Raw genomic sequence first — 23,882 nt, 5'->3', positions numbered from 1 at the left:
ATACGTGGTGAACCGAAAAGAGTTCTCCACAAACTCTTGACTGACCGGGATTCATTTCCGGACAACGGCCAGAAAATCGTGCCAAAAAAACAAGACGCGCCAAAAAAGCAGCGTCTTGTCACAAGTTCAGCTGATATCGCTCACGCCAGTTCTTCCAGCGCGGCGACGACTTTCTCCGCCGTGCTTCGGCTTGATTGCGGGTTTTGCCCAGTGATCAAGTTGCCGTCGCGCACCGAGAAATCGGTCCACTTCTCGCCGCGGACGAAATTCGCCCCGCGCAGGCGCAAGGTGGACTCCAACAAAAACGGCATATGGACGTCAAGCCCGACTTCGCGTTCTTCTTCGTCTGTAAACGACGTGATCGTTTTTCCTTTCACAATCGGCGTACCGTCTTTGTATGTGGCGTTCACCAGCCCTGACGGACCGTGGCAGACAGCGGCGATGATGCGCCCGTCTTCGGCAAACTGCTGCAAGACGTATTGCAGCGTTTCATTGTCGGGAAAATCGAACATCGTCCCGTGTCCACCGGGAAGGAAAATGGCGTCAAACCCGTGTGCATCGTCCTTGCTTAAACGTGTTGTGTTCTTCAGCACTGCTTCCGCCTCCGCCCAAGACGGGTCTTTTTCATTGATGCTGCGCGGGTCAAGCGGCACATCACCGCCTTGAATGCTCGCCACTTTCACGTCATACCCTTTTTCTTTAAACACCAAATACGGCACGGCAAACTCTTCAAGCCAAAGCCCGGTTTTATGGTCGTCGGTGATCGTCGTATGGTTCGTCACCACCATGAGCACTCGTTTCGTCATGGCGTCATTCCTCCTTTAGGTTCTGGAATGTTCTCTATCACTCATCATACCTTTACATTGGGCAAAAACGGAAAAAATATGCTCGTGAAATAGAATCATGATTGAGGGGAATGAATCACTGGAAGATGATCAAGCAACACGAATAGAACATATATTCTCTCGATTAGAAGGACGACATCCTTTCCGTTCTCCCTAAAAAAAGAACGCCGCTTCCTAGATCTCGGGAAGCGGCGATGGCCCGCCTTCTCAACTAATTTTTTGTTGTTCCAGTCCGTCCGCTTCACTCACCGGTTGCCGAAACGGCCACCAGTTCGCGCGGCCGAACGTGCGGACCATGACCGGGACGAAAAGCGGCAGGACGACGAGGGCGTAAAGCAGGAGCCCTGTCAGCACAATCGTCGCAATTTGCAAAAGCGACAAGACGCCGGACGGATACATCGCGGCGAACGTTCCGCCTAAAATGACGGCGGCCGAGATGATGACCGTCCCCATATGGCCCATCGCCGACAGCATCGCTTCCTTCACCGGCCGGCCGCGGTATTCGTTGAACCGATCCATCAGGAAGATGCTGTAGTCGATGCCGAGCGCCAAAAGCAGCACAAAGGCGAAGAACGACACCGCCCAGTTCAAGCCGGCATAGCCAAGGCCGTTGACGAAAATGAGCTCGGTGACGGCCATCGACGTGTAATACGTCAACACGAGCGACAAGATCAAATAAAGCGGCATGATCAGCGAACGGAGCAGCACCGCCAACACGATGGCGATGCCAATGAGCATAAGCACCGCGGTATGCCGATAGTCGGCGTTCGAAATCGCCTGCAAATCGGCGTACGTGCTGGTGACGCCGCCGACAGCGATCGTCGCGTCTTCCCACTTCGTTCCTTTCACTGCCCGTTCGGCCGCGGCGCGAATGTCATCGATGCGGCCGAGCGCCGATGTTGAATACGGATTTTCTTTTAAAACGACGTCGAACGTCACGATGTGGCGGTCTTTCGACATATACGCGTCTTTCGCCTGCGCAAAGTCTTTGCTTTCGCGCGCCTCTTTCGGCATGTGCCAGCCGGCCATTTCTTTCTCCGGGGCCGATGACAAATCGGCTAAATACGTTTCCGCCGTTCCGAGGCCGTCCGCCACTTTTTGAAGGCCGGACGCGCTTTGGTCCAAGCCATTTACAAGCTGGCCGAGCTGGCCGCCAAGCGCGGAGAAATGCTCAAGCAATTGGCGCTGGCCGCCGTTCACTTGCTCAAGCCCTCGGGAGAATTGCGGCAATTTGTCAACCGCCTGTTTCTGGCCGTCGGCCGCTTTCGTCAATCCGGCTTCGAGCTCACTAAGCCCGGCAATGACTTGATCCAAGCCGCCGTTGACCGCCGCTTGACCAGCCGCGAGTTGGGCGAACGATTCGTTCGCTTTCGCCAAACCGGCGCGCGCCTGCTCAAGCGCCCCGTTCAATTGCGTGAGGCCGTCCGCCATTTGTTTCGTCTGGCCGGACAAGGCGGCAACCGTCATTTTTGCTTGTTGGTATTGCCCATCTTGACGGAGTTCCGGATGCGACTGTTCGACTTGCCCGAGCATCGTCTGCACGGCGGCAAGCTGAGCGGCGACAGCTTTTAATCCCGCTTCGATTTGCCGGTACTGGCCGCTTAGCGCCGACAGTCCTTGTTCCGCCTGCTTGTAGCCGTCAAGCAGCTGCGTGGCGCCTTCCTGCAGCTTTTTTGCATTGTCGCGAAGCGTCACTAAGCCGTTTTTCAGCTCACCGGCGCCCATTGCTCCCCGGCGCACCCCTTGTTCAATTTGACTGAGACCGGTTTGCAGCTGGCGCAGGCCGTCTTCAAGCCGCTCCGTTCCGGAGACGAGCTGGCCGACGCCGGATGACGCCTGCTTCAGCTGCGGAGCGGACGAGGACAACTTTTGGCTTGCCGCCTCAAGGCCGGAGCCGATTTTCTCAATGCCCTCTTTGCCGGCGCCAAGGCCGCTTTTCAGCTGTTTCGCCTGTTCGGTGACATACAGCTCCTGAATCGGCTCTCCCGTCGGACGCGTCGCCGAGCGGACGCTCGCCACGCCATCAACTTTTTCGATCTCACGGCTCATTTTCTCAATCAACGCCAGCCCTTCTTCCGAATCAAGCGGCTCTTTGCTTTTCAATACCACCTGCGTCGGCATGGCATCTCCCGGATTGAAATGATCGGCAATGATGTCAAACGCTTTGACGGAACGATAATGATCGCCGATCTCTTCCATGGAATCAAACGACAGTTTGCCATCATACGTCGCCAACACCGGCACGGTCACGACGGCGACAATCGCCAGCGCCAAAAGCGGACGGGCGAACGCAAATCGGCCAGCCGCGAGCCAAAGCCGGCTTTGCCCATGCTCGAGCTTCCCCCGCACCGGCCAAAACAGCTTCTCGCCAAGCACGGCCATGAAAAACGGCACAAGCGTCACGAGCGCCAAAAGCAGCACCGCTACCCCAACGGCGACGGCCGCCGCCGATTGGTACAGCTTAAACGTCGACAAACCGATCGCCGCAAAGCCGATCATGACGGCAATGCCGCTTGCGGCCACCGTTTTCCCAGCCGTCCGGTACGTGGCGACGATCGCTTCCACCCGATCGCCGCGTTTCGCCAGTTCTTCTTTAAACCGGCTCAGCAACAAAATGCAATAGTCGGTCCCAATGCCAAACAACACCGCGACTAAAAACGTTTGCGTGAACGTCGACAGCGGGAAATTCACTTTATCTACTAAAAACGCAACGACCGACTGCGAGACGACATACGTCGCCCCGACCGCGAGCAGCGGAATGAGCGGCGCCACCGGCGAGCGGAACACGGCGAGCAACACAATTAAAATAAAGACGACCGTGATCCCTTCCGTTTTCTTCACGCCTTCCTGCGAGCTCGTCACGACATCTTCATCGATCATCCAGCCGCCGGTGAAATAATGCTCGACCTTGACGCCATCGACCGCTTTATACAGGGCGTCGGTCAATTGCTTCGCCGTCCGCCCGGCCGGGTCGATGCTGACGGAAATGAGCATCGTCGTTCCATCTTTGGAGATGAGTTCTTTTTCCAACTCCCGGCTGGCAAACGGCGAGACGATGTTCGTGACATGAAGTTCCTCTTTTTTCTTTTCGAGCGCGTTTACCGCCCGTTCAATCTCTTTTTTATCGTCCGCCGTCAGCCCGCCTTTTTGGTAAAAGACAAGCACCGCGGATCGTTCATTTTGTTTGTTTTCCTGGCCGTTTGCCTCTTTGATCAATTTTGCCGCCAATGACGATGAGTAGCCGTCCGGCACGCTCAGCTGCCCTTTTTCCCTGACAAGCTCGCCCATGTTCGGCGCGGTCATCACAAGCACCGCCGCCATGATGATCCACGCCGCAAGCACAAACCATCTTCCTTTGATCATCGCCCTCATTTCGCTTCTTCCACCTCCTGCAGCACGCGGGCCAACCGTTCATACGTACGGATGAACGTTTCGATCTCCTCCTCTGGAAAGCGGGCGATCACTTCTTCGACGAGCCGATAGACGCTGCGGTCCATTTCCTCTACCCATGCTTCCCCCTGCTCCGTCAGCGATAAGACGATGACGCGCCGGTCGTTCTCGTCACGGTCGCGGCGTAGCCAGCCTTTGTCGACGAGGCGATTTGTCATCGCCGTCACCGCGCTTTTGTTCACGCCAAACATCGCAGCGAGCTCCGTTGACGTGCACGCCCCCCGCCTGCGGATGTAGCGAAGCAAATAATATTGATCGTGCGTCATCTCTTCGCAAAGACTGCCTTTGACAAGCGCCGCTCCGCGTTTCATCACGAGAAACGACACGGACAAATAGCGGTCAATCCACTCATCGATGTTTCGTCCCGGCATTGATTCACCTCCGTTTGTTTCATGATTGCACAATCAACCAGATGCTCTCTTGCACGGCGGCATTTGTCCATTTAGTTCAACTGTTGAACTATTAGTAACGATACCAAGGAAAAAAGAAAAAGTCAACGAGGAATGTTGGCAAAAGAGAACCCATTCTGTCGCCCCATTCGAATAATAAGGAAATGTTTTCAAAACGATTACATGGCATTCACGAACACTTAACATCCAGCTTGTACGATAAAGATGACAAAATCATCTGAAAAGGGAGAGGAGAACGATGTTCCAATCGAAACGCCGCACGGCTTTGCTCATCGCCGTGCTGAGCGCCGGACTGGCGCTGCATCAAGCCGGACAAGATGCATGGGCCGCCCCAGCGAAACAATCGAAGCCGTCTGAGGTGAAAAATGTCGTCCTTTTTGTCGGCGACGGCATGGGCACAGCGCATCGCAACGCCATTCGCCTTGCCACAAAAGGGATCGCTGGAGAATTGGAGATGGACGATATGCCATACAGCGGGCTTGTCCATACGAACTCCGCCGACTCGAAGTCATTCATCACCGACTCCGCTGCGGCGGCGACCGCGATCGCCTCAGGCGTGAAAACGTACAACGGCGCCATCTCTGTTGATCTGCAAGGAAAACCAGTGGAAACGATTTTGGAACAAGCAAAAAAAGCCGGCAAGGCAACAGGGCTTGTCACGACCGCCCAAGTGACGGACGCCACGCCGGCTGCGTTTGCCGCCCACACCGCCAATCGCTCTGCCCAAAGCGACATCGCCAAGCAATACATCGAACAAACGAAAGTGGATGTCATTTTGGGCGGCGGGGAAGATTACTGGTATCCTGCTGGAAATCCTGGCTATTACCCCGACCATCCAGCCGAAGATCCGGAAGAAGCAAGCAAAGGCACGCAAGGAAACTTGGTTGAACGCGCCAAGCAGCTCGGCTACACGTACGTCCGCACCGCCGATGAGCTGAAACAAGCGTCCGGCCGCAAGCTGCTTGGACTGTTTGCCAACGAAGAAATGTTCCAGCAGCGCCCCGAAGGAGAAGGAGATGTGTACAATCCCGTTGTGCCGCTGCCCGATATGACAAAAAAAGCGCTTGACGTGCTGTCGCAAAATAAAAAGGGCTTTTTCCTCGTTGTCGAAGAAGAAGCCATTGATGAAATGAGCCATGAAAACAACGGATCGCTCATGATCAAAGCGGGCCAGCAGCTTGACGAAGCGGTCGCCGTAGCGAAACAGTACGCCAAGCGCCATCGGGATACGCTCGTCCTCGTGCTCGCTGACCATGAATGCGGCGGCTTGACGATCGAAACGCCGGGCGGCACGGATGAGTCGGGAGACGGCAAAACGATCTCCGGCGAAGACGGTCCGTTTCCAATTGCCCGCTCTACGCAAACGTTCGCCCTCGACTGGACGACAACAGGCCACACCGCCGCCGATGTGCCGCTGACTGCCATGGGCCCGGGAGCGGAGCGATTCACCGGCATTTATGAAAATACGCGCATTCATGACATTCTCGAACAATTATTGTTTGGAAAAAGCAGAAGATAACGCCATCCGTGTTTCGAACGTTGTCCTTCATCGATCTCCGTTTCCCCGCGAACGAATCGTTTGCGGGGAAGATTTTTCTATCCATTCATCCATACTGATTGCCTAGAAGGGCGATGAAAAAACAATCATTCCTGCAAATCGGTCATTTTTGATCAAAGAGAAAAACAGATTTTACAAGGCTTATCAAATTGAAAAACACTGTTGTTGATTCACATTTTTCATTCAATCACCAGCCCTCTAAAAGCAAGCCAAGAACGTTCTTTTTCACAATCAACTAATTAAGAAACAATGCTTGTTTTTCGGCGCTGCGGTCACCGCCCCACGTGATAGCCAAGCCACGCGAGCCAAACGCCACACAAATACGTAGCCGCCAAATAAACGACAACCTTCGCCCATTGGCGTTGCTGCATCATTTGCACGCTTTCCCATTTTAAGGTCGAAAACGTGGTGAACGCGCCCATAAAGCCCGTGCCAACAAGCAGTTTTGCGGCATCGGCGGCGCCGCTTCCGGCGAGCCAGCCGAGCAAGAAGGACCCAAGCAAGTTGACAATGAGCGTCCCGAGCGGAAAACGCGGCGAACGCCGAGCCGCCCAGCGGCTGACGAGATAGCGGGCCATGGCGCCGAAAAAACCGCCGATCGCCACAAACAGCGGTGCGTACATTATCCAATCCCTTCCTTCCGTTCCGGTTGAGCGGCGGCATATCCAGCCCATGAGGCGAGCAACCCGCCAAACAGGCTGGCAGCGATATAAACGGCCGCCATGCCAAAGCGCCCTTGTTCCATCAATTCCACACATTCAACGCTAAGCGTCGAAAACGTCGTATACGAACCGACGAACCCGGTCGTTACGGCTGTTTTCAGCCATGGCGGCCACGCGGGGCGGCGGGTGAACATCACGGTGAACCAGCTGAGCAAAAACGAGCCTGTCCAGTTGATGAAAAGCGTCCCGAGCGGAAAGCCGCCGACGGCGGCGGCGGGAACAACCAAACCGAGGCCATAGCGGACAAGCGTGCCGATCATGCCGGCGATGCCGACAGCGAGATAGACCAATAACCATCCCTCCCTCTAGAAATGTTGATTTATCAAGGCTTTTCGGCCCCTCAGGGGTGTCCAAAAAATATTTTTCGACAAAATCTCTTACATCCTTTTTCAGTTTTGTGGATATCTTACAGACCTAGGGTGCGCTTCGCGGCCACGGCTCCTTCGTAAAATAAACAGACTCCTGCCGCTTTCATTTGCAGCAGGAGTCATCAGCCGGAAGCCGGCGGTTATGGCGAACTCCATCGCCTATAACGTTTTCTTGTTTGTTATTTTACCATATGTCCCCTTCCCATGTGAAGGACAGCAAACAGGCGGCATTTTGCCAAAAAAGAAGGCTGATTGTGCTAGGCTTCTCTAGTTGAGAAAAGACAGGATTCAGCGGTATTTTTACTCGCCCACCAGTCTTCTAGCGGGCGCGGCGAAATCCGTGCTCTTCGAACATTTGCAGCGCTGGACCGCTTGTCAAATACGAGTAAAACTGTTGCGCCTCCTTGAGATGTTTGCTCGTCTTGACGACACCAAGCGGATAGACGATCGGGTCGTGCATGCCGCTTGGCACTGCAGCGACGATATTGACGTTCTCCGAGGCGAGCGCGTCCGTCCGGTACACAAATCCGGCGTCGACGTTGCCGGTTTCCACGTACGTCAGCACTTGACGAACGTCTTTCGCGTAAACAAGCTTCGCTTTCACCTGCTCCCACAGCCCCGCCTTCTCCAATGTTTGTTTCGCGTACATACCGGCCGGCACCGATTCGGGGATGCCGATGGCGATCCGTTTGGCGCGGGTGATGTCATCGAGCGACTGAATCGCCTCTTCTCCTTGTTTCGGAACGATGAGCACCAGCTCGTTGGCGAGCACGGTTTTTTCGTGTTTGGAATCGATCAGCCCTTCCTTTTTCAGTTCCTCAAATGGCTCGGCAGCCGCGGAGAAAAAGAGATCGACCGGCGCCCCTTCGGAAATTTGTTTTTGCAAGGCGCCCGACGCGCCAAAATTATATTGGATGCGGATGTTCGGGTGCTTTCGTTCAAACGCCGTTTTCGCTTCTTCCAGCGCTTCTTGCAGACTGGCCGCGGCGGAGATAGTGAGCTCCACTTTGTCCGCCGATTTCGTTTGCCCAGCCCCCTCTTTCGAACCGCTGTCGCAGCCATACAAGCCGAACAACAAGACCACCGCGACAAGCCATGCCATTTTTCGCATCTACATCCCCCTTATCTCCATTTAGATTTTTATATGTAATGATATCTAATTATAAATAATGATAAATAGTTATGAAAGAAAAAATTTTTTCACCTCCCTTTCTTTGCGCTACAATGGAAGAAAGGAGGATTGCATGATGCCGGAGCCGCAGTCATACACGATTGAAGAAATCGCTTCCTTATTAAAGGTGTCAAAACTAACGGTGTATGATTTAGTGAAAAAAGGGAAGCTGCCCGCCTTTCGCGTTGGGCGGCAAATGCGGATCACCGCGGATGATCTCAAGCGGTACATCGCCGGGCAAAAAGGGGAGGCAAGCACCGTTTCCCCCGCCGTTTCACGGCCGACCGAAACCGCTTTTCGCCCCACCATCATCAGCGGTCAAGATATGGCACTCGATTTGCTTGGCGTCCATCTCGAGAAAGGCGGCCCTTATCAATCGCTTCGCACCTATACGAGCAGCCTCAACGGATTGATCGCTCTATACAAAGGGCAATGTGACATCGTCAGCGTGCATTTGTTTGACGGGCAAACGGGTGAGTACAACCGTCCCTATGTTGAAAAGCTGTTGACAGGCCATGCGTACATCATGGTGAACTTGATGCGCAGGCCGATCGGGTTTTACGTGCAAAAAGGCAATCCGCGCGGCATTCAAACGTGGAGCGACTTAGGAAGGAGCGACGTCGTGATCGTCAACCGGGAAAAAGGAGCGGGGGTGCGTGTGCTCTTGGATGAACAGCTGCGCCTGCATGGGCTGTCACCGTCCGCTATTCGCGGCTATGAGCGTGAGGAGACAAGCCATTTGAGCGTCGCCTCCGCGGTGGCGGCGGGTCTCGCTGATGTCGGCATCGGCACGGAAAAAGTGGCGCGAATGGCCGGCGTCGAGTTCATTCCGCTGATGAAAGAGCAGTATGATGTCGTCATGCTGCGGACGCGGGAGAACGAACCGCTCATCGCCGCCGTCTTGAACGTGCTTCGCTCCGATTCGTTCCGCACCGAACTCGAAGCGCTTGGCGGATACGATGTGTCGCAAACCGGGCAAATCATCGCCGAACGCGGCTGACAGGGCAGCACAACCGCATCTGTATCGACGCAACGAAAACGTTTACCATCTCCTTAACGGAAAAGCCGCTTGTCCATTTTTTCGACTGCCAAGGCTTGCCTCCATCACGTCTTGGCAGTCGATCCAATGCTTAGGAAAAGCGACGAATCTTAAAGCTTCAAATGGCATCTATATGCATGTTTTGGACATCAGGCGATGATTCAGCGGAACCTTCCAAATCCTATTTCCTTGCTCCGATTCTATGCCATCCATCCAAAAAAAGCTGTTCCAAAAGCGAGTCGCTTTTTGGAACAGCTTTTCGTTTTACCCGCGCAGCACCGCGCCAAATTGTTTCTCGACCGCGGCGAGCACCCGCTCGTGGACGGCGGCGACTTCTTCATCCGTGAGCGTCCGCTCCGGATCGTAGTAGCGGAGCGAGAAGGCGAGCGATTTTTTCCCGTCCGGCAGGCGGTCGCCTTTGTAGACGTCAAAGAGGGAGACGTCTTTGACAAGCGGTTTCCCGGCTTCTTCGATCGCTTGCTTGAGGGCGCCAGCTTCGACGTTTTCGTCGACGACCAAGGCAATGTCGCGCACGACGGACGGGAATCGCGGAATCGGCTCGTAGCGGATCGCTTCACTTTCGGCGTTCAACAGCTCGGCCAAGGCGAGCTCGAAGACGTACGTTTCTTTTAAATCGTACTCTTTTTGCACGGCTGGATGGAGCTGGCCGACAAAGCCGATGACCCGGCCGTCAAACACAATGTCCGCCGTCCGTCCGGGATGCAAATCGGCGCGTTTCGCCGGGCGGTACGCGATGCGCTTGGACATCCCAAGCAAGTCGAACAACCCGTCAAGAACGCCTTTGGCGACGTAAAAATCAGCCGCTTTTTTCTCGCCTTGCCACAAATGGGCGTGCCATAAGCCGGTGAGAACGCCGGCAAGCCGCTCGTTTTCCGCCGGTTGGACGTGTTCTCCTTTGGACAAGTAGACAGAGCCGATTTCGTACAAGGCGACGTTCTCGACTTGGCGGGCGCGGTTGTAGCTCGCCGCTTCGAGCAGATGCGGAATCAAGCTTTGTCGAAGAACGCTCCGCTCTTCGCTCATCGGCAGCGCCAAGCGGATCGGTTCGGCCGTCTCAAGCGCAAAGCGCGTCGCTTTGTCCGGGCTCGTCAACGAATACGTGATCGCTTGGAACAAGCCGGCTCCTTCCAAATAGCGGCGGACGCGGCGGCGCTTCGCCTGGTACGGCGTGAGTCCGCCCGGTTTCGCCTCGGCCACCGGCAGCGTCGCCGGCAGGCGGTCGTAGCCGTACAAACGGGCGACTTCTTCAATGATATCTTCTTCAATTGCAATGTCGCGCCGACGCGACGGGACGTGGATCGTGAACGTTCCGTTGTCTTCCGTAAACGGAAATTGCAAGTTCGAAAGAATCGCGGCCACTTCCTCTTTCGACATTGCCGTGCCGAGGACGCCGTTGATGCGTTCGAGCGTGACCGTCACCACCACTGAGTCTTGGCGCCACACGCTCGCTTCGACGATGCCGCCGACGACCTCGCCGCCGGCGTATTCCGACATCAACGCCGCGGCGCGCTCGAGCGCTTCTTTCGTCCGCGCTGGATCGATCCCTTTTTCAAATCGGGTGCTCGCCTCGCTGCGCAGCCCGTGGTCTTTCACCGCTTGGCGGATGACCGGGCTTGTAAAGTACGCCGCTTCAATGAACACGGTCGTCGTGTCGTCGCGCACTTCCGAATTCGCCCCGCCCATCACGCCGGCTAAGGCGACCGGCTCGCGGCCGTTGGTGATGACGAGATGTTCTTCCGTCAGCTTCCGCTCGACATCATCAAGGGTGATGATCGTTTCGCCCGCTTTTGCACGGCGGACGACAATCTCCTTCGAACCGAGGCGGTCGTAGTCAAACGCATGAAGCGGCTGGCCGTACTCAAGCAAAATGTAGTTCGTAATGTCGACGACGTTGTTGTGCGGGCGAATGCCGGCCGCCATCAAACGCGCTTGCATCCAAAGAGGCGACGGGCCGATCCGGACGTTTTTCACAATCCGCCCGGCGTACAGCGGATTGTCTTCCGGCGCCTCAACGCGCACGGAAATGTATTCATGGACATGTTCGCTGTTTTCCTTGACCGCCGCTTCCGGCAGTTTTACATCGCGGCCGAGAATGGCGGCGACTTCATAGGCGACGCCGATCATGCTTAAACAATCGGCGCGGTTGGGCGTCAAGGACAGTTCAAGCACTTCGTCATGCAAGCCGAGCCACTCGATGGCATCGGCGCCGATCGGCGCGTCGCTTGGAAAGACGAAAATGCCGTCCGCGTATTCTTTCGGCACGACTTTCGTTTCGACGCCAAGCTCTTGGAGCGAACAAATCATACCGTTCGATTCTTCCCCGCGCAGCTTCGCCCGTTTGATTTTGAAATTGCCCGGCAGCACCGCCCCGACTTTGGCGACGGCGACTTTTTGCCCTTTGGCGACGTTCGGGGCGCCGCAAATGATTTGCACGGGTTCGTCCTCTCCCAAGTCGACAAGGCATTTCCGCAGTTTATCCGCGTTCGGGTGCGGCTCGCACTCGAGCACATGACCGATGACGACTCCTTTCATTCCCCGGTCAAGCGCTTCGACCCGCTCGACTTCAATGCCGCTTTTCGTAATCCGCTCCGCGAGCTCTTTGGCGGTGATGCCCGTCAAATCGACGTATTCCCCTAGCCAACGGTAAGAAACGAGCATTCCCAACTCCTCCTTTTTCTGTTACACACGCAAAAATTGCCGCAAGAAACGTAGATCGTTTTGATAGAAATGGCGGATGTCATCAATGCCATACTTCAGCATCGCGATCCGCTCCGGCCCCATGCCGAACGCAAAGCCGGTGTACGTTTTCGAATCAAAACCGGCCATCTCAAGCACGTTCGGATGCACCATGCCGGCTCCTAAAATTTCGATCCAACCGGTGCCTTTGCAGACGCCACAGCCCCGCCCTTCGCAGCGGAAGCAGGACACATCGACTTCGACCGATGGTTCCGTGAACGGGAAAAAGCTCGGCCGGAAGCGAATGTCGCGCCCTTCCCCGAACAGCTTGCGGGCAAATTCGCGCAGCGTCCCTTTCAAATCGCTCATCCGGATGTTCCGGTCAACAACCAATCCTTCAATTTGCGTAAACTGGTGCGAATGCGTCGCATCATCGGTGTCGCGGCGATACACTTTGCCCGGGCAAATGATTTTCACTGGGCCGCGCCCGCGGTGCTTTTCCATCGTCCGCGCCTGCATCGGCGACGTATGGGTGCGAAGCAAAATCTCTTCCGTGATGTAAAACGAATCTTGCATATCGCGGGCCGGATGTCCTTTCGGCAAGTTGAGCGCCTCAAAGTTGTAATAGTCGGTCTCCACTTCCGGCCCTTCGGCGACCGTATAGCCCATGCCGATAAACAAGTCTTCAATTTCTTCAATGACACGCGTCAGCGGATGCGGGTTGCCAAGACTCACAGGCCGGCCCGGCAGCGTCACATCAATCGCCTCGGCAGCCAGCTTCCGCTCCACTTCCTCCTGTTCCAGTTTCGCTTGTTTCGCTTCCAGCGCCTGCTGGATCGCCGTTCTCACTTCATTGGCAAGCGCGCCGATTTTCGGGCGCTCTTCCGGCGGCAATGCCCCCATGCCGCGCAGCACTTCGGTGATCGGCCCTTTTTTGCCTAAATAGGCGACGCGCACGTCGTTCAGCGCTTTTAAGTCGCGGGCTTGGCCGATTTGTTCGAGCGCCTGGCGTTTCAGCTCGTACAGCCGTTCTTTCACATCAATCCCTCCTCATTTCAGTTGAACGCCCTCCCACTTACGCTCACGCGTAGAAGCGGGGGGCTTCTCGGTTTAAGATGATAAAAAAAACCCGCCCCGGTAAGGGACGAGTTGTTGCTCGCGGTACCACCCTTGTTAACAGCATAAGCGTGCTGTTCACTTCATTGCGATAACGGCCGAAAGCCGGAACACCTTTACATCCCTCGTCGGGATGGTCCCGGTGTCAACTCAGGAGGTGAACTTCACTTGCGTCGGCCATAAAAACGCTCCCAGTCTATGGCGTTTTCTCCCTGGATGGCGAACAGCAAGCTACTTTTCTCCGTCATCGTTGTTGTCCGTATGGGAAATTGTCGCTATTCATTATACGCAAATGAGTGGGCAAAGGCAAGGTCAGGCCGAAATTTCTTTGCGCAGCTCATCGATTTCCGCTTCCTGTTCAATCGAGCGGATGGCAAGGCGCTCCATAATTTTTTCCTGCCGCACTTGCCCTTCCTTGAGCGCGGCGACATCTTTTTTGACCCCCAACATGTCCTTTTTCATGGCATCCATGTCTTTTTTCATGGCATCCATGTCTTTTTTCATGGCGTCCATGTCTTTTTTCATGGCGTCCACATCACTTTGAAGGCGATCGACTTTGTCTTCGAGTTGTTTCACGCTTCCTTGCAGCTTGACGATATCCATGCGCATTTGTTCGATGTAGGCCCCTTGAACATCAAGACGCTCGAGCACAGCGTTCAATAACGCCCGCAGTTCGCCATCCATCTGTCTCCGCTCCCTTGTCCTATTGATTTTCGATTCTATTTTACCGCACCGCCTGCAAGGAATAAAGCAAAATTCCGGCCGCAACGGCGACGTTCAGCGACTCGGCGCGGCCGTAAATCGGGATGTACACGTTCTCTGTCGTTAGGCGCAGCAGGTCGGGTCGGACGCCGCTTCCTTCATTGCCGACGAGCAAGGCGAACGAAGACGATTGTGGAACGGTGCGGTAATCGACGGCGTTCTCCAAGGCGGTGCCGTACACCGGAATGCCCTGCTCCTTGAAACGCGCGATCCATTGTGCCAGATCGCCTTTGACAACCGGAAGATGAAACAGCGACCCTTGCGTCGCCCGCACCACTTTCGGATTGTACACATCGGCGCACCCTTCGCCAAGGATGACAGCATCGATCCCGGCGGCATCGGCGGTGCGAATCATCGTCCCGAGATTGCCCGGGTCTTGCACGGCGTCAATGAGCAAGGCGGTCTTCACGCCTTCAAGCTCGGTCGACAGCTGTCGGCACACCGCGGCGATGCCTTGCGGCGTCTCCGTGCTGCTGATCGCCCTCATCACCGCTTCGGTCACGATCGTAACCGGGACACCTGTGACGTTCCAGCCGGGCGGGACGGCCGTCCGCTCATCAACGATCAGCTCGACAAGGGGCGCGTTGCTTTTTATGGCCTCTTCGACAAGATGAAACCCTTCAAGCAAAAACAATCCGGTCTCATCGCGCCCTTTTTTGGTCAGCAGCTTTTTCCATTGTTTGACGCGCGCATTTTTCGGCGATTCGATCCGCTTCACCGCTTCGTCCCCCAATGTTTGGCGATAAATTCGTCACGCCCCGAGGCGGCTCGATCTTGCTTGTAATGTTCCGGATTTTTCTTATGATAGTTTTGATGGTACTCTTCCGCCGGATAAAACGTGGTGGCCGGCAAAATTTTCGTCACGATCGGCTTGGAGAAGCGCCCGCTTTCCTCGAGCGCCCGCTTTGACTGCTCGGCAAGCTGGCGCTGTTTTTCGTTATGGTAAAAAATCGCCGTCCGGTATTGCGGCCCGCGGTCGTGAAACTGGCCGCCGTCATCGGTCGGGTCGATTTGGCACCAATACAGCTCCAAGAGCCGCTCATACGGAAAGACGTCCGGGTCGAAGGTGATTTGCACCGCTTCGTAGTGGCCGGTCGTGCCGGTTTTCACTTGCTCGTATGTTGGATTTTCCACATGTCCCCCTGTATAGCCGGAGACGATGCCGTAAATGCCATCGAGCTCCTCAAACGGCGTCACCATGCACCAAAAGCAGCCGCCGGCGAATGTCGCTTTCTCCATTGTGTCGTCACCTCATGCGTCAAGTTTCTTCCTTTGATTATAGCAAAATGTGTGCCGTTGTCATCTTTCACGACCAAAGTCAAGTTCCTTCACAAAGCCAAGCGCGTTCCGTTCCGCACGCCGGCCGCTCATGTCGCCGAGTCAAGCCGTTGTTTCATTTCGTCAAGCAAGCGGTCAAACAGCGGGATATAGTGGGTGCGAATGCGTTCATACATGTCCATGGCAGTTTCTTCATCATACGTATGGGACGTCCGGTTGCGGTCTTCGAGCATGCGAAGCCATGTCTCTCCGTCTTGAATCAACCCTTCCCGAAACGCCTCGCGAATCGTTTTCCTCGGACTCGTCACTTCAGCGTATCCCTGATGCTCCAAATAAAGTTTCATCCATTTCCATGCTAGTTCGTACGTGAATTCAAAGCGTTGAATGGTCGCATCAACAACAAGGTCATCCGTTTGGGCGTCTCTTGCGGCACTTTGCCGGAGTTTGGAGAGCGCCCGTTCGAAATCGTAAAATCGATCCATCAGCCGGCTCATTGTGACCATCACCTTCCCGTGCTCGTTCGTTTGAAAAATCGTCTTTCCTTCTTGGTCAATATTCATTTTTAGCTGTTCGTTGTGAATTTGATTGTAATCAACAACATCGATCGGATAAATGATCGGAAGTTCATCCAAGTCCGATTGCAGGAGGTACAGCGGGCCTCACGGTTTTCGAAATTGGATCGCCAAATCGATATCCGATCCTTCCTTGTAATCGCCTCGTGCTCTTGAGCCGAACAAAATGACTTTTTCAATGACATCAGCATAACGGGAAAATAGATGGAGCAGTTGGCGAAATACCGTTCGTTCCAATCCATAGAGCGGTTTCTCGTCCATCGTCGCCATCACTCATTTCGGTCTAGTTTTTCCTCTATTATACCATATACGAGAGCCGCTCCATGTATAAATCCGCCGCCATTGGCAAACGATAACGGTGTACAATACGGCCAACGAGGTGAGACAAATGGATTTGAACTTGCGGGAAGCCATTATGCACAACGTCGCCAACAACTCGAAAGAGCAGCTGGAACATACGATCGAAGATGCGATCCAACGAGGCGAGGAAAAATATTTGCCCGGCCTCGGTGTCCTCTTTGAAGCCATTTGGACGCATGCCAATGAGCAGCAAAAAGACATGATGCTCACAACACTCGAGCAGGCGGTTAAACAATGACGAACACCGGCCGAATCGGCCGGTGTTTTTATTCGTCAAACGTCAGTTGTTTCACTTTGTCGGCGTCAAGCCGTTTGATCACCTCAACAAGCAGCTTGACCGTGTTTTCGTAGTCGTCGCGGTGCAAAATGGCGGCGTGCGAGTGGATGTAGCGCGTCGGGATGGCAATCGTGAGCGACGGAACGCCGATGCCGGTTAAGTGAATCGCTCCCGCGTCCGTACCGCCGCCTGGCATGGCATCAAAATGGTACGGAATGTTGAGCTCTTCCGCCACTTCGATGACAAATTCGCGCAAGCCGCGGTGCGACACCATCGTTGCGTCGTACAAGACGATGTGCGGGCCGGCGCCGAGTTTGCCCATCGCTTCTTTTTCCGACACCCCCGGCGTGTCGCCGGCAATGCCGACGTCAACAGCAAACGCGATATCTGGCTGAATGAATTGGGCGGCCGTGCGCGCGCCGCGCAAGCCGACTTCTTCCTGCACCGTGCCGACGCCGTATACCGTGTTTGGATGGTCGACGCCTTTCAGCTGCTTGAGCACATCGATGGCGACCGCACAGCCGATCCGGTTGTCCCATGCTTTCGCGAGCAGCATTTTTTCATTGTTCAATACCGTAAATTCAAAATACGGCACGATCATATCGCCCGGGCGGACGCCCCACTCCATCGCTTCCTCGCGGCTTGTCGCGCCGATGTCGATGAACATATCTTTGATTTCCACCGGTTTTTTGCGCGCCTCCGGCGGCAGAATGTGCGGCGGCTTCGAACCGATGACGCCGGTGATGTCGCCTTTTTTCGTCACGATCGTCACGCGCTGGGCGAGCATCACTTGGCTCCACCAGCCGCCGAGCGTTTGGAAGCGGATGAATCCTTTGTCGTCGATTTGCGTCACCATAAAGCCGACTTCATCCAAATGGCCGGCGATCATCACTTTCGGCCCGCCCGATTTCCCTTCTTTTTTGGCGATCAAGCTGCCGAGGCCATCCGTTGTCACTTCATCCGCATACGGAGCTATGTATGTCTTCATCACATCGCGCGCTTCCCGCTCATTGCCCGGGACGCCTTTCGCATCGGTCAGCGCTTTCAGCATCGTCAACGTTTCGTCCAACTTCGCCATCTTGGCACCCCTTTCCGGTTTTGTCCACTTTTTTATTATACTTGAAAAGGCTGACGATTGGCAAAATGAATCATTCGCCACCCGAAAAAAGATCAGTAGCGCTCGTTTTGCCGCTTGTGGTTCACTTCATTTTTCCGCCGATACGCCGCCTCGATGTCGTCGGAAGAAAAACCGAGCGCCACGCCAAGCCGCCAATACTCCGCAAACAGCGCATCATATTCCCCTCGCGCTCTCGTCTCCCCGAACCGCTCGGCGGCGCGAAAGATGGCCAAAAACTGCTCAACAAGCGGCCGCTCGACAGCCGGAAGCTCCCGGCTTTCATAAAACAGCCCGCAATCCAGCCCGAGCGACAGCAAAAAATGCAAACCGTCGACATATTCCTCCAGCACCCGTTCCGCCGGCGCCGACGGTTTCACGCTCCAAAATTTAAAACAGCGCGTCTCATTGGCCAGCTCCCCAAGTTCGACGAGAAACGCAAGCATTTTCCGATTGAACAAGTCCTCATGCATAAGGCCGTGCTCTGTTTCAATCCGCTCATCCAACATGCGCTGCATATCGTAAAGCAAAGGCCAATTCATCCTATTTCGCGCAGGAGACTCCCACTTCAACGACCAAAGGGAGTAAGTGGGAGAGGAATGCGCGTTCCCCCTTTCTTTTGTGTATGATATAATAAAGGCGTGGAGAAAACCGTTCAATAAAGGCACTCCAATAACTGCTACTCGATGTATGGAGTTGGTTACAGGAAACGTTGTAACCGTAAAACATCGAGCGTAGGTCCGTCTGTTGTGTGTGGAAGCCAAGTACTGCCAACAGACACACCGAGAGAATCGGTAACGATGCAGGCATGACCTGCGTCGTTGGGTAGTCGTCAACCTGCCCCCTGATGCAACCCCAAGTCAAGGAAGGAGGACGAAGTCCGTTTGCACTTCTGGGGAGTTGCAAGCCCCCACTTCAAGCGTTAGCTAAGTGGGAGTAGTTGACTCTCTCCTCCCCTTTCTACCTCATCCATCGCCAATAGAGAAACAGCTCCACCGCTGCCAACAGCGGCAAGCCATAGCCAAAAGCCCGATGGCGCGTTTTATGGCGAAACGTGTACATTCCAGCTGCCGCACCGATGGCCCCGCCCGCAAACGCCAGCAGCCAAAGCGTCCGCTCGGCGGTGCGAAAGCGGCGGCGCTTCGCCTTGTATTTGTCGACCCCCATCACGAAAAAAGCGAGAAGATTGATCGCTATCCCGTATTGTACCATATCGATCCCTTTCCTTGATAAGAAAATGGCCACCCTGATCAAGGATGGCCATCGTTGTTATTTATTCAAATTCGCTTTCGCCAAGTCGGCGAGTTGGGCGAACGCGGCTTGGTCGTTCACCGCCAAGTCGGCGAGCATTTTCCGGTTCACTTCCACGCCGGCCAGCTTCAAGCCGTGCATCAAACGGCTGTAGGACAAGCCATTTTGGCGAGCCGCTGCGTTGATGCGGACAATCCACAGTTTGCGGAAGTCGCGCTTCCGTTGACGGCGGTCGCGATACGCATACATGAGCGATTTCATCACTTGTTGGTTCGCGACTCTATATAATGCGTGTTTCGCGCCGAAATAGCCTTTTGCGAGTTTTAACACTTTTTTGCGACGTCTGCGCGTCACTGGTCCACCTTTTACGCGTGGCATAATCGTTCCCTCCTATAGTCGGTCGTTATTTCAAGTTGTCAAGCATTTGGCGGATGCGTTTGAAATCGCCAGGCGAGACAAGCGTCGCTTTGCGGAGATGACGCTTTTGTTTTTTCGTTTTATTGGCAAACAAGTGGCTCGTGTACGCGTGGCCGCGTTTTAATTTGCCGCTGGCCGTTTTTTTGAACCGTTTCGCCGAGCCGCGGTGAGTTTTCATTTTTGGCATCGCAGGTTCCTCCTTACTTGTTGTCGTTTTTCGGTGCGAGCACTAAAAACATGTTGCGCCCGTCCATTTTCGGCGCCGTTTCGACAACGGCAATGTCGGCGCACGCTTCCGAGAAGCGGTCAAGGACGCGCTGCCCAATTTCTTTATGGGTGATCGCCCGACCTTTAAAGCGGATCGTCGCCTTCACTTTATCGCCTTTTTCCAAAAACTTGCGCGCATTGCGCAGCTTCGTGTTGAAGTCATGCTCCTCGATCGTCGGGCTGAGGCGCACCTCTTTGACGTTGATCACTTTTTGTTTTTTGCGCGCTTCTTTCTCTTTCTTCTGCTGCTCGAAGCGAAATTTGCCGTAGTCCATGATGCGGCAAACGGGCGGTTTGGCGTTCGGCGCGACAAGCACAAGATCCAAGTTGCGTCTTGCCGCAATCTCAAGCGCCTCCTGCTTCGACTTGATGCCAAGCTGTTCGCCGTTTTGGTCGATCAAGCGCACTTCACGGGCACGAATTTGTTCGTTGATAATAAAATCTTTGCTAATAATGAGCCACCTCCAAGGTTTTTTCCGACTGGCTTGTTTGCCAGCAGAGCCCCACTTCCAGCCAAAAAAAAGCGCAGATGCACAAAGCACCCGCGCAGTACGTCCTTACACTCGCATTGACGAACCGTAACAACCTGCCAACAGCCGTCTTGGCGTCGGTCAGGTGAGAAGCGGGGTGCTTCTGCTTTTGTTACAAACAAGCCATCATTCCACTTTATACACTATACCACCTTGGCGATGGCATGTCAAGGAGCGGATCTTGATAAACACAACGCCTTTTATTATAGCGGATCAACATTCAATTGGCAAGAGAAAATCTTGTTCACGCCGCCATTTCTTTGAAAAACCGCCCATGACATGGGCCATCGCCACCGTTGCTTCCTTGTGGCGCTTGAACGTTTATGTCGCCTGTCAACGGTTTATTGCGCTTTCCCTAATCTTGTCCGTTTTTCCCGCACATCGTCAGCGAGCAAGGCCATAAACTCGTCAAGCCCCATCGTCTGGCTTTCTTTTTCGCCATAGCGGCGGACGTTGACCGCTCGCTCAGACACTTCTTTATCGCCGACAACGAGCATGTACGGGATTTTTTGCATTTGCGCTTCGCGGATTTTATAGCCGATTTTTTCGTCGCGCTCGTCGACTTCGACGCGGAAGCCGCGTTCTTTCAACGTCCGCTGCACGTCATACGCGTAATCGAGGTGCGCCTCCGGCGACACGGGGATCACTTTGACTTGAACCGGGGCGAGCCATGTCGGAAACGCACCTTTATACTCCTCGATGAGGAACGCGACAAACCGCTCCATCGTCGAGACGACGCCGCGATGGATGACGACCGGACGATGCGGCTTCCCATCCTCGCCAATGTACGTCAAATCAAAGCGCTCGGGCAACAGGAAGTCAAGCTGCACCGTCGAGAGCGTCTCGTCTTTGCCAAGCGCCGTGCGCACTTGCACATCGAGCTTCGGCCCGTAAAACGCCGCTTCCCCTTCCGCTTCGTAGTAGTCGAGGCCGAGCTCGTCCATGGCTTCCCGCAGCATGCGTTGGGCTTTTTCCCACATTTCATCGTCATCGTAATATTTTTCTTTGTCATGCGGATCGCGGTAAGACAAGCGGAACGAGTATTCCTCAATGCCGAAATCCTTATAGACTTCCAAAATCAAGTTGACGACGCGCTTGAACTCGTCTTTGATTTGGTCCGGGCGCACGAAAATGTGGGCGTCGTTGAGCGTCATGCCGCGGACGCGCTGCAGGCCGGTAAGCGCTCCAGACATTTCATAGCGGTGCATCGTGCCGAGCTCGGCGATGCGGATCGGCAGCTCGCGGTAGCTGTGCAGCTTGCTTTTGTAAATCATCATATGGTGCGGGCAGTTCATCGGACGAAGCACAAGTTCTTCGTTGTCCATCTCCATCGGCGGGAACATGTTTTCTTTGTAATGGTCCCAATGGCCCGATGTCTTGTACAGCTCGACGCTGCCGAGCACCGGTGTGTAGACATGATCGTATCCGAGCGCCACTTCTTTGTCGACGATGTACCGTTCGATAATGCGGCGGATCGTCGCTCCTTTCGGCAGCCATAGCGGCAAGCCTTGTCCGACTTGTTGCGATGTCGTAAACAGCTCAAGCTCTTTGCCTAATTTGCGGTGATCGCGCTCTTTCGCTTCTTCAAGCAGGCGCAAATAACGATCCAAGTCTTCCTTTTTGAAAAAGGCCGTGCCGTAGATGCGCTGCAGCATTTTGTTGTTGCTGTCGCCGCGCCAGTAGGCCCCCGAGATGCTGAGCAGCTTGAACTCTTTGATTTTTCCAGTCGACGGCACGTGCACGCCGCGGCAAAGGTCGAAAAACTCGCCTTGCTCATAAATCGAAATCGGCTCGCCTTCCGGAATATCGGCGATCAACTCGAGCTTCAACTCATCGCCGATTTCTTCATACAGCCGGATGGCTTCTTCGCGGCTCACTTCTTTGCGGACGATGTCCAAATTTTCTTTGACAATCTTGCGCATTTCCGCTTCGATTTTCGGGAGGTCGTCTGGCGTCAGCTTATGCTCCATGTCGATATCATAGTAAAAGCCGTTTTCAATGACCGGACCGACGCCGAGCTTGACGTTGCCATACAGCCGCTTGATCGCCTGCGCCATTAAGTGGGCGGTGCTATGGCGCAAAATGTCAAGCGCCTCCGGCATGTCTTGGGTAATGATGACAAGCTCGCCATCTTCGTGAAGCGGCGTGCGCAAATCAACGAACCGGCCGTTCAGTTTGCCGGCGATCGCTTTTTTCTTCAGCCCCGGGCTGATCGAGGCAGCGATGTCTTCCGTCGTCGTCCCCTTCGGAAACTCCTTTTCCGCCCCATCTGGGAACGTGATGCGAATGACGTCTGGCATTGGCAATCACTCCTTTGTCATGATGATGAAAATGGAAAAATAAAAAAACTCCTCCCTCCTAAAGGGACGAGTTTTCATCGTGGTTCCACCCTTCTTCCCATGGCAACGCCTCGCCATGCCATGGCTCAACAAGAATAACGGTCGTCCACCGGCGGCAACTACTGGGCGTTGCGTTCGCTGCCGCAGCTCTGAGGGGGTAAGCGCATTTTTCGTGTTAGGAAGGTTCCAGCCGCTGCCTTCCCTCTCTGGAAACCGTAAAAATGCACCCATGTCCTCGTCATCGCTTGTATTCATCCATATTCATGACGACATTATAGCGAAAACAGCAGGAAAAATCAAGCTTCTCCCCCATTTCCAGCGTTGGCGGCAAACAAGCGGGAAAAATCGGCGCGGCGGCAGACGATCAGCCGTTCTTGAAACACGTTTTGCAGTGTCTGCACCATGCCGTCATCCGGATGATCGGTGTACAGCTCAATTTCCGCCGGAGCGAGCGAGACAAGCGGAGCGAGCACCGATGCATCAATATACATCGGCTGGCTGAAGACGAGATGGCGGTCGATCAACTGTCTCACTTCCGCCGCCGACAGCTCCCGCCGCTCGCTGTCGTAAAATACGAAGTGCGGCGGATCGTGCACCAAATACAGGCGCGGCCATTGCGGCGTCCGGCCAGCCAGGCAGTCGCGCAGCATTTGCACAAAATTTTGATACTCCTGCTCCAGCTTGTATTCATCAATCGCCAGCTCGACATAATGTTGGAGGCGCTCCATATACGGCTTTAACCGGAACGTAACGAACGAAGAAAACGAAAATGACAAGCCGTCGCGCAAAAAGGAGGCAAAAGCGTCGCGCAACATCACGGTGCGCGAGGCGGCAAACGCCGCGCTTTTCCGGTAATCGCTCCGCTCGCCGTCCAAAAACGAATGAGCGAGGGCCAAAATTTGCTGCTGTTCTTCGACGTCGCGGAAATAAAAAACATTGGCAATGATGGATAGCAGCAGCCGGTCTTCCATCACCTCCTGCATAAACGCCGTCATCGCTGGGATGATATGCTCCTCAAGCACACGCTTCTCCTCGCCCTGTATGTAAACCGCCACGGTTTTGTTCCCGTCATAAGCGGCATGAAACAGCGGACCGTCATCCGGTTGCCGGTGATCTAGCAGCCCAACCAATTTTTTCCGCTTCGCTTGCCTCGTCAAAATGGATTTCGATCACCCGCTGTCCCCCCTTTAGCCCGAAAGGAATGCTTGGTTTATATATATGGGGACAACGGGCTGTTTAGACTAAAAAACCACAAAGCTTAGCGGCGTTCATTGTTCGAGGAGAGGGTGCCCCAAAAGGATCGGGACACCCTTTCTTATTACCGTATACAGGCATAAAA

The 23,882-nt window shown here is 54.6% G+C and carries 21 protein-coding genes, 2 pseudogenes, 1 riboswitch and 3 other annotated features; of the genes and pseudogenes, 3 read left to right on the top strand and 20 right to left on the bottom strand.

Annotated features, from left to right (window positions below; all coding sequences use genetic code 11):
- Nucleotides 1-140: 140 nt before the first annotated feature.
- The 3 genes from ACVX3G_RS06880 to ACVX3G_RS06870 all read right to left on the bottom strand — a co-directional run bounded on the left by ACVX3G_RS06880 (nt 141) and on the right by ACVX3G_RS06870 (nt 4,666).
- A complete protein-coding gene (locus tag ACVX3G_RS06880; protein WP_014196493.1) occupies nt 141-806 on the bottom strand; it encodes a type 1 glutamine amidotransferase domain-containing protein in 666 nt (221 codons plus the stop codon).
- Nucleotides 807-1,052: 246 nt separating this feature from the next.
- Nucleotides 1,053-4,217: an MMPL family transporter gene (locus ACVX3G_RS06875; RefSeq protein ID WP_033012298.1), complete on the bottom strand. Its 3,165-nt coding sequence runs from the start codon at nt 4,215-4,217 to the stop codon at nt 1,053-1,055.
- On the bottom strand, nt 4,214-4,666 hold the full coding sequence (locus ACVX3G_RS06870; RefSeq protein ID WP_011232174.1) for a MarR family winged helix-turn-helix transcriptional regulator: 453 nt from the start codon (nt 4,664-4,666) through the stop codon (nt 4,214-4,216). Before ACVX3G_RS06870 ends, ACVX3G_RS06875 begins: the two co-directional genes overlap by 4 nt.
- Before the next feature lie 277 nt (nt 4,667-4,943).
- Here ACVX3G_RS06870 and ACVX3G_RS06865 point away from each other — a divergent pair, with 277 nt between their 5' ends.
- A complete protein-coding gene (locus tag ACVX3G_RS06865; protein ID WP_014196496.1) occupies nt 4,944-6,224 on the top strand; it encodes an alkaline phosphatase in 1,281 nt (426 codons plus the stop codon).
- Between the two features lie 311 nt (nt 6,225-6,535).
- Here the strand turns inward: ACVX3G_RS06865 and crcB are convergent, their stop codons facing one another.
- The 3 genes from crcB to modA all read right to left on the bottom strand — a co-directional run bounded on the left by crcB (nt 6,536) and on the right by modA (nt 8,464).
- Nucleotides 6,536-6,886, bottom strand: coding sequence for a fluoride efflux transporter CrcB (gene crcB / locus ACVX3G_RS06860; protein ID WP_011232176.1), 351 nt, complete (start codon nt 6,884-6,886; stop codon nt 6,536-6,538).
- Nucleotides 6,886-7,275: a fluoride efflux transporter FluC gene (locus ACVX3G_RS06855; protein WP_014196497.1), complete on the bottom strand. Its 390-nt coding sequence runs from the start codon at nt 7,273-7,275 to the stop codon at nt 6,886-6,888. The genes crcB and ACVX3G_RS06855 overlap by 1 nt, the downstream gene beginning before the upstream one ends.
- Before the next feature lie 184 nt (nt 7,276-7,459).
- Nucleotides 7,460-7,522, bottom strand: a riboswitch (Fluoride riboswitch).
- A gap of 150 nt (nt 7,523-7,672) precedes the next feature.
- Nucleotides 7,673-8,464, bottom strand: coding sequence for a molybdate ABC transporter substrate-binding protein (modA, locus tag ACVX3G_RS06850; RefSeq protein WP_014196499.1), 792 nt, complete (start codon nt 8,462-8,464; stop codon nt 7,673-7,675).
- A 136-nt stretch (nt 8,465-8,600) separates the two neighbouring features.
- On the opposite strand from modA, the gene ACVX3G_RS06845 reads away from it, so the two are divergent.
- On the top strand, nt 8,601-9,524 hold the full coding sequence (locus ACVX3G_RS06845; protein WP_033012297.1) for a helix-turn-helix transcriptional regulator: 924 nt from the start codon (nt 8,601-8,603) through the stop codon (nt 9,522-9,524).
- Between the two features lie 303 nt (nt 9,525-9,827).
- On the opposite strand, the gene pheT is transcribed toward ACVX3G_RS06845, so the two are convergent.
- From pheT to ACVX3G_RS06815, 6 genes and pseudogenes are all read right to left on the bottom strand, one after another.
- Nucleotides 9,828-12,242, bottom strand: coding sequence for a phenylalanine--tRNA ligase subunit beta (gene pheT, locus ACVX3G_RS06840; RefSeq protein ID WP_014196502.1), 2,415 nt, complete (start codon nt 12,240-12,242; stop codon nt 9,828-9,830).
- A gap of 21 nt (nt 12,243-12,263) precedes the next feature.
- Nucleotides 12,264-13,298 (bottom strand): phenylalanine--tRNA ligase subunit alpha, encoded by a 1,035-nt coding sequence (gene pheS / locus ACVX3G_RS06835; protein ID WP_014196503.1) that lies wholly within the window; start codon nt 13,296-13,298, stop codon nt 12,264-12,266.
- Nucleotides 13,299-13,397: 99 nt separating this feature from the next.
- Nucleotides 13,398-13,633, bottom strand: a binding site (T-box leader).
- A 55-nt stretch (nt 13,634-13,688) separates the two neighbouring features.
- Nucleotides 13,689-14,060 carry a hypothetical protein gene (locus tag ACVX3G_RS06830; protein ID WP_011232182.1) on the bottom strand — a complete coding sequence of 124 codons (372 nt, stop codon included), beginning with the start codon at nt 14,058-14,060 and terminating at the stop codon, nt 13,689-13,691.
- Between the two features lie 40 nt (nt 14,061-14,100).
- Nucleotides 14,101-14,856, bottom strand: a complete 756-nt coding sequence (locus tag ACVX3G_RS06825) for a TrmH family RNA methyltransferase (protein ID WP_014196504.1) — start codon at nt 14,854-14,856, stop codon at nt 14,101-14,103.
- Nucleotides 14,853-15,377, bottom strand: a complete 525-nt coding sequence (gene msrA, locus ACVX3G_RS06820; RefSeq protein WP_013144533.1) for a peptide-methionine (S)-S-oxide reductase MsrA — start codon at nt 15,375-15,377, stop codon at nt 14,853-14,855. The genes ACVX3G_RS06825 and msrA overlap by 4 nt, the downstream gene beginning before the upstream one ends.
- Before the next feature lie 128 nt (nt 15,378-15,505).
- Nucleotides 15,506-16,249, bottom strand: a pseudogene (locus tag ACVX3G_RS06815) (HI0074 family nucleotidyltransferase substrate-binding subunit).
- Between the two features lie 127 nt (nt 16,250-16,376).
- Here ACVX3G_RS06815 and sspI point away from each other — a divergent pair.
- Nucleotides 16,377-16,586, top strand: coding sequence for a small acid-soluble spore protein SspI (gene sspI, locus ACVX3G_RS06810; RefSeq protein WP_013524294.1), 210 nt, complete (start codon nt 16,377-16,379; stop codon nt 16,584-16,586).
- Between the two features lie 28 nt (nt 16,587-16,614).
- On the opposite strand, the gene ACVX3G_RS06805 is transcribed toward sspI, so the two are convergent.
- The 8 genes and pseudogenes from ACVX3G_RS06805 to ytxC form a co-directional block, all read right to left on the bottom strand.
- Complete coding sequence (locus ACVX3G_RS06805) at nt 16,615-17,703, bottom strand: M42 family metallopeptidase (RefSeq protein ID WP_011232187.1); 1,089 nt, start codon at nt 17,701-17,703, stop codon at nt 16,615-16,617.
- A 92-nt stretch (nt 17,704-17,795) separates the two neighbouring features.
- The gene (locus tag ACVX3G_RS06800; protein WP_025039320.1) at nt 17,796-18,281 is read right to left on the bottom strand and encodes a dUTP diphosphatase; all 486 of its coding nucleotides are present in this window, start codon (nt 18,279-18,281) and stop codon (nt 17,796-17,798) included.
- Nucleotides 18,282-18,699: 418 nt separating this feature from the next.
- Nucleotides 18,700-18,951, bottom strand: coding sequence for a DUF1294 domain-containing protein (locus ACVX3G_RS06795; RefSeq protein WP_014196509.1), 252 nt, complete (start codon nt 18,949-18,951; stop codon nt 18,700-18,702).
- Between the two features lie 57 nt (nt 18,952-19,008).
- Nucleotides 19,009-19,368: a 50S ribosomal protein L20 gene (gene rplT, locus ACVX3G_RS06790; RefSeq protein ID WP_011232190.1), complete on the bottom strand. Its 360-nt coding sequence runs from the start codon at nt 19,366-19,368 to the stop codon at nt 19,009-19,011.
- Nucleotides 19,369-19,393: 25 nt separating this feature from the next.
- Nucleotides 19,394-19,594, bottom strand: a complete 201-nt coding sequence (rpmI, locus tag ACVX3G_RS06785; protein WP_011232191.1) for a 50S ribosomal protein L35 — start codon at nt 19,592-19,594, stop codon at nt 19,394-19,396.
- A 13-nt stretch (nt 19,595-19,607) separates the two neighbouring features.
- Complete coding sequence (gene infC / locus ACVX3G_RS06780; RefSeq protein ID WP_074044349.1) at nt 19,608-20,129, bottom strand: translation initiation factor IF-3; 522 nt, start codon at nt 20,127-20,129, stop codon at nt 19,608-19,610.
- A gap of 56 nt (nt 20,130-20,185) precedes the next feature.
- Nucleotides 20,186-20,319 (bottom strand) — a sequence feature (ribosomal protein L20 leader region).
- A gap of 226 nt (nt 20,320-20,545) precedes the next feature.
- Nucleotides 20,546-22,504, bottom strand: a complete 1,959-nt coding sequence (thrS, locus tag ACVX3G_RS06775) for a threonine--tRNA ligase (RefSeq protein ID WP_014196511.1) — start codon at nt 22,502-22,504, stop codon at nt 20,546-20,548.
- A gap of 59 nt (nt 22,505-22,563) precedes the next feature.
- Nucleotides 22,564-22,794 (bottom strand) — a binding site (T-box leader).
- Nucleotides 22,795-22,839: 45 nt separating this feature from the next.
- Nucleotides 22,840-23,716, bottom strand: a pseudogene (gene ytxC / locus ACVX3G_RS06770) (putative sporulation protein YtxC).
- Nucleotides 23,717-23,882: the final 166 nt, after the last annotated feature.

The sequence above is a fragment of the Geobacillus sp. PLS 41 genome, assembly GCF_056494105.1.
This window is presented reverse-complemented; position numbering and strand designations above follow the sequence as displayed.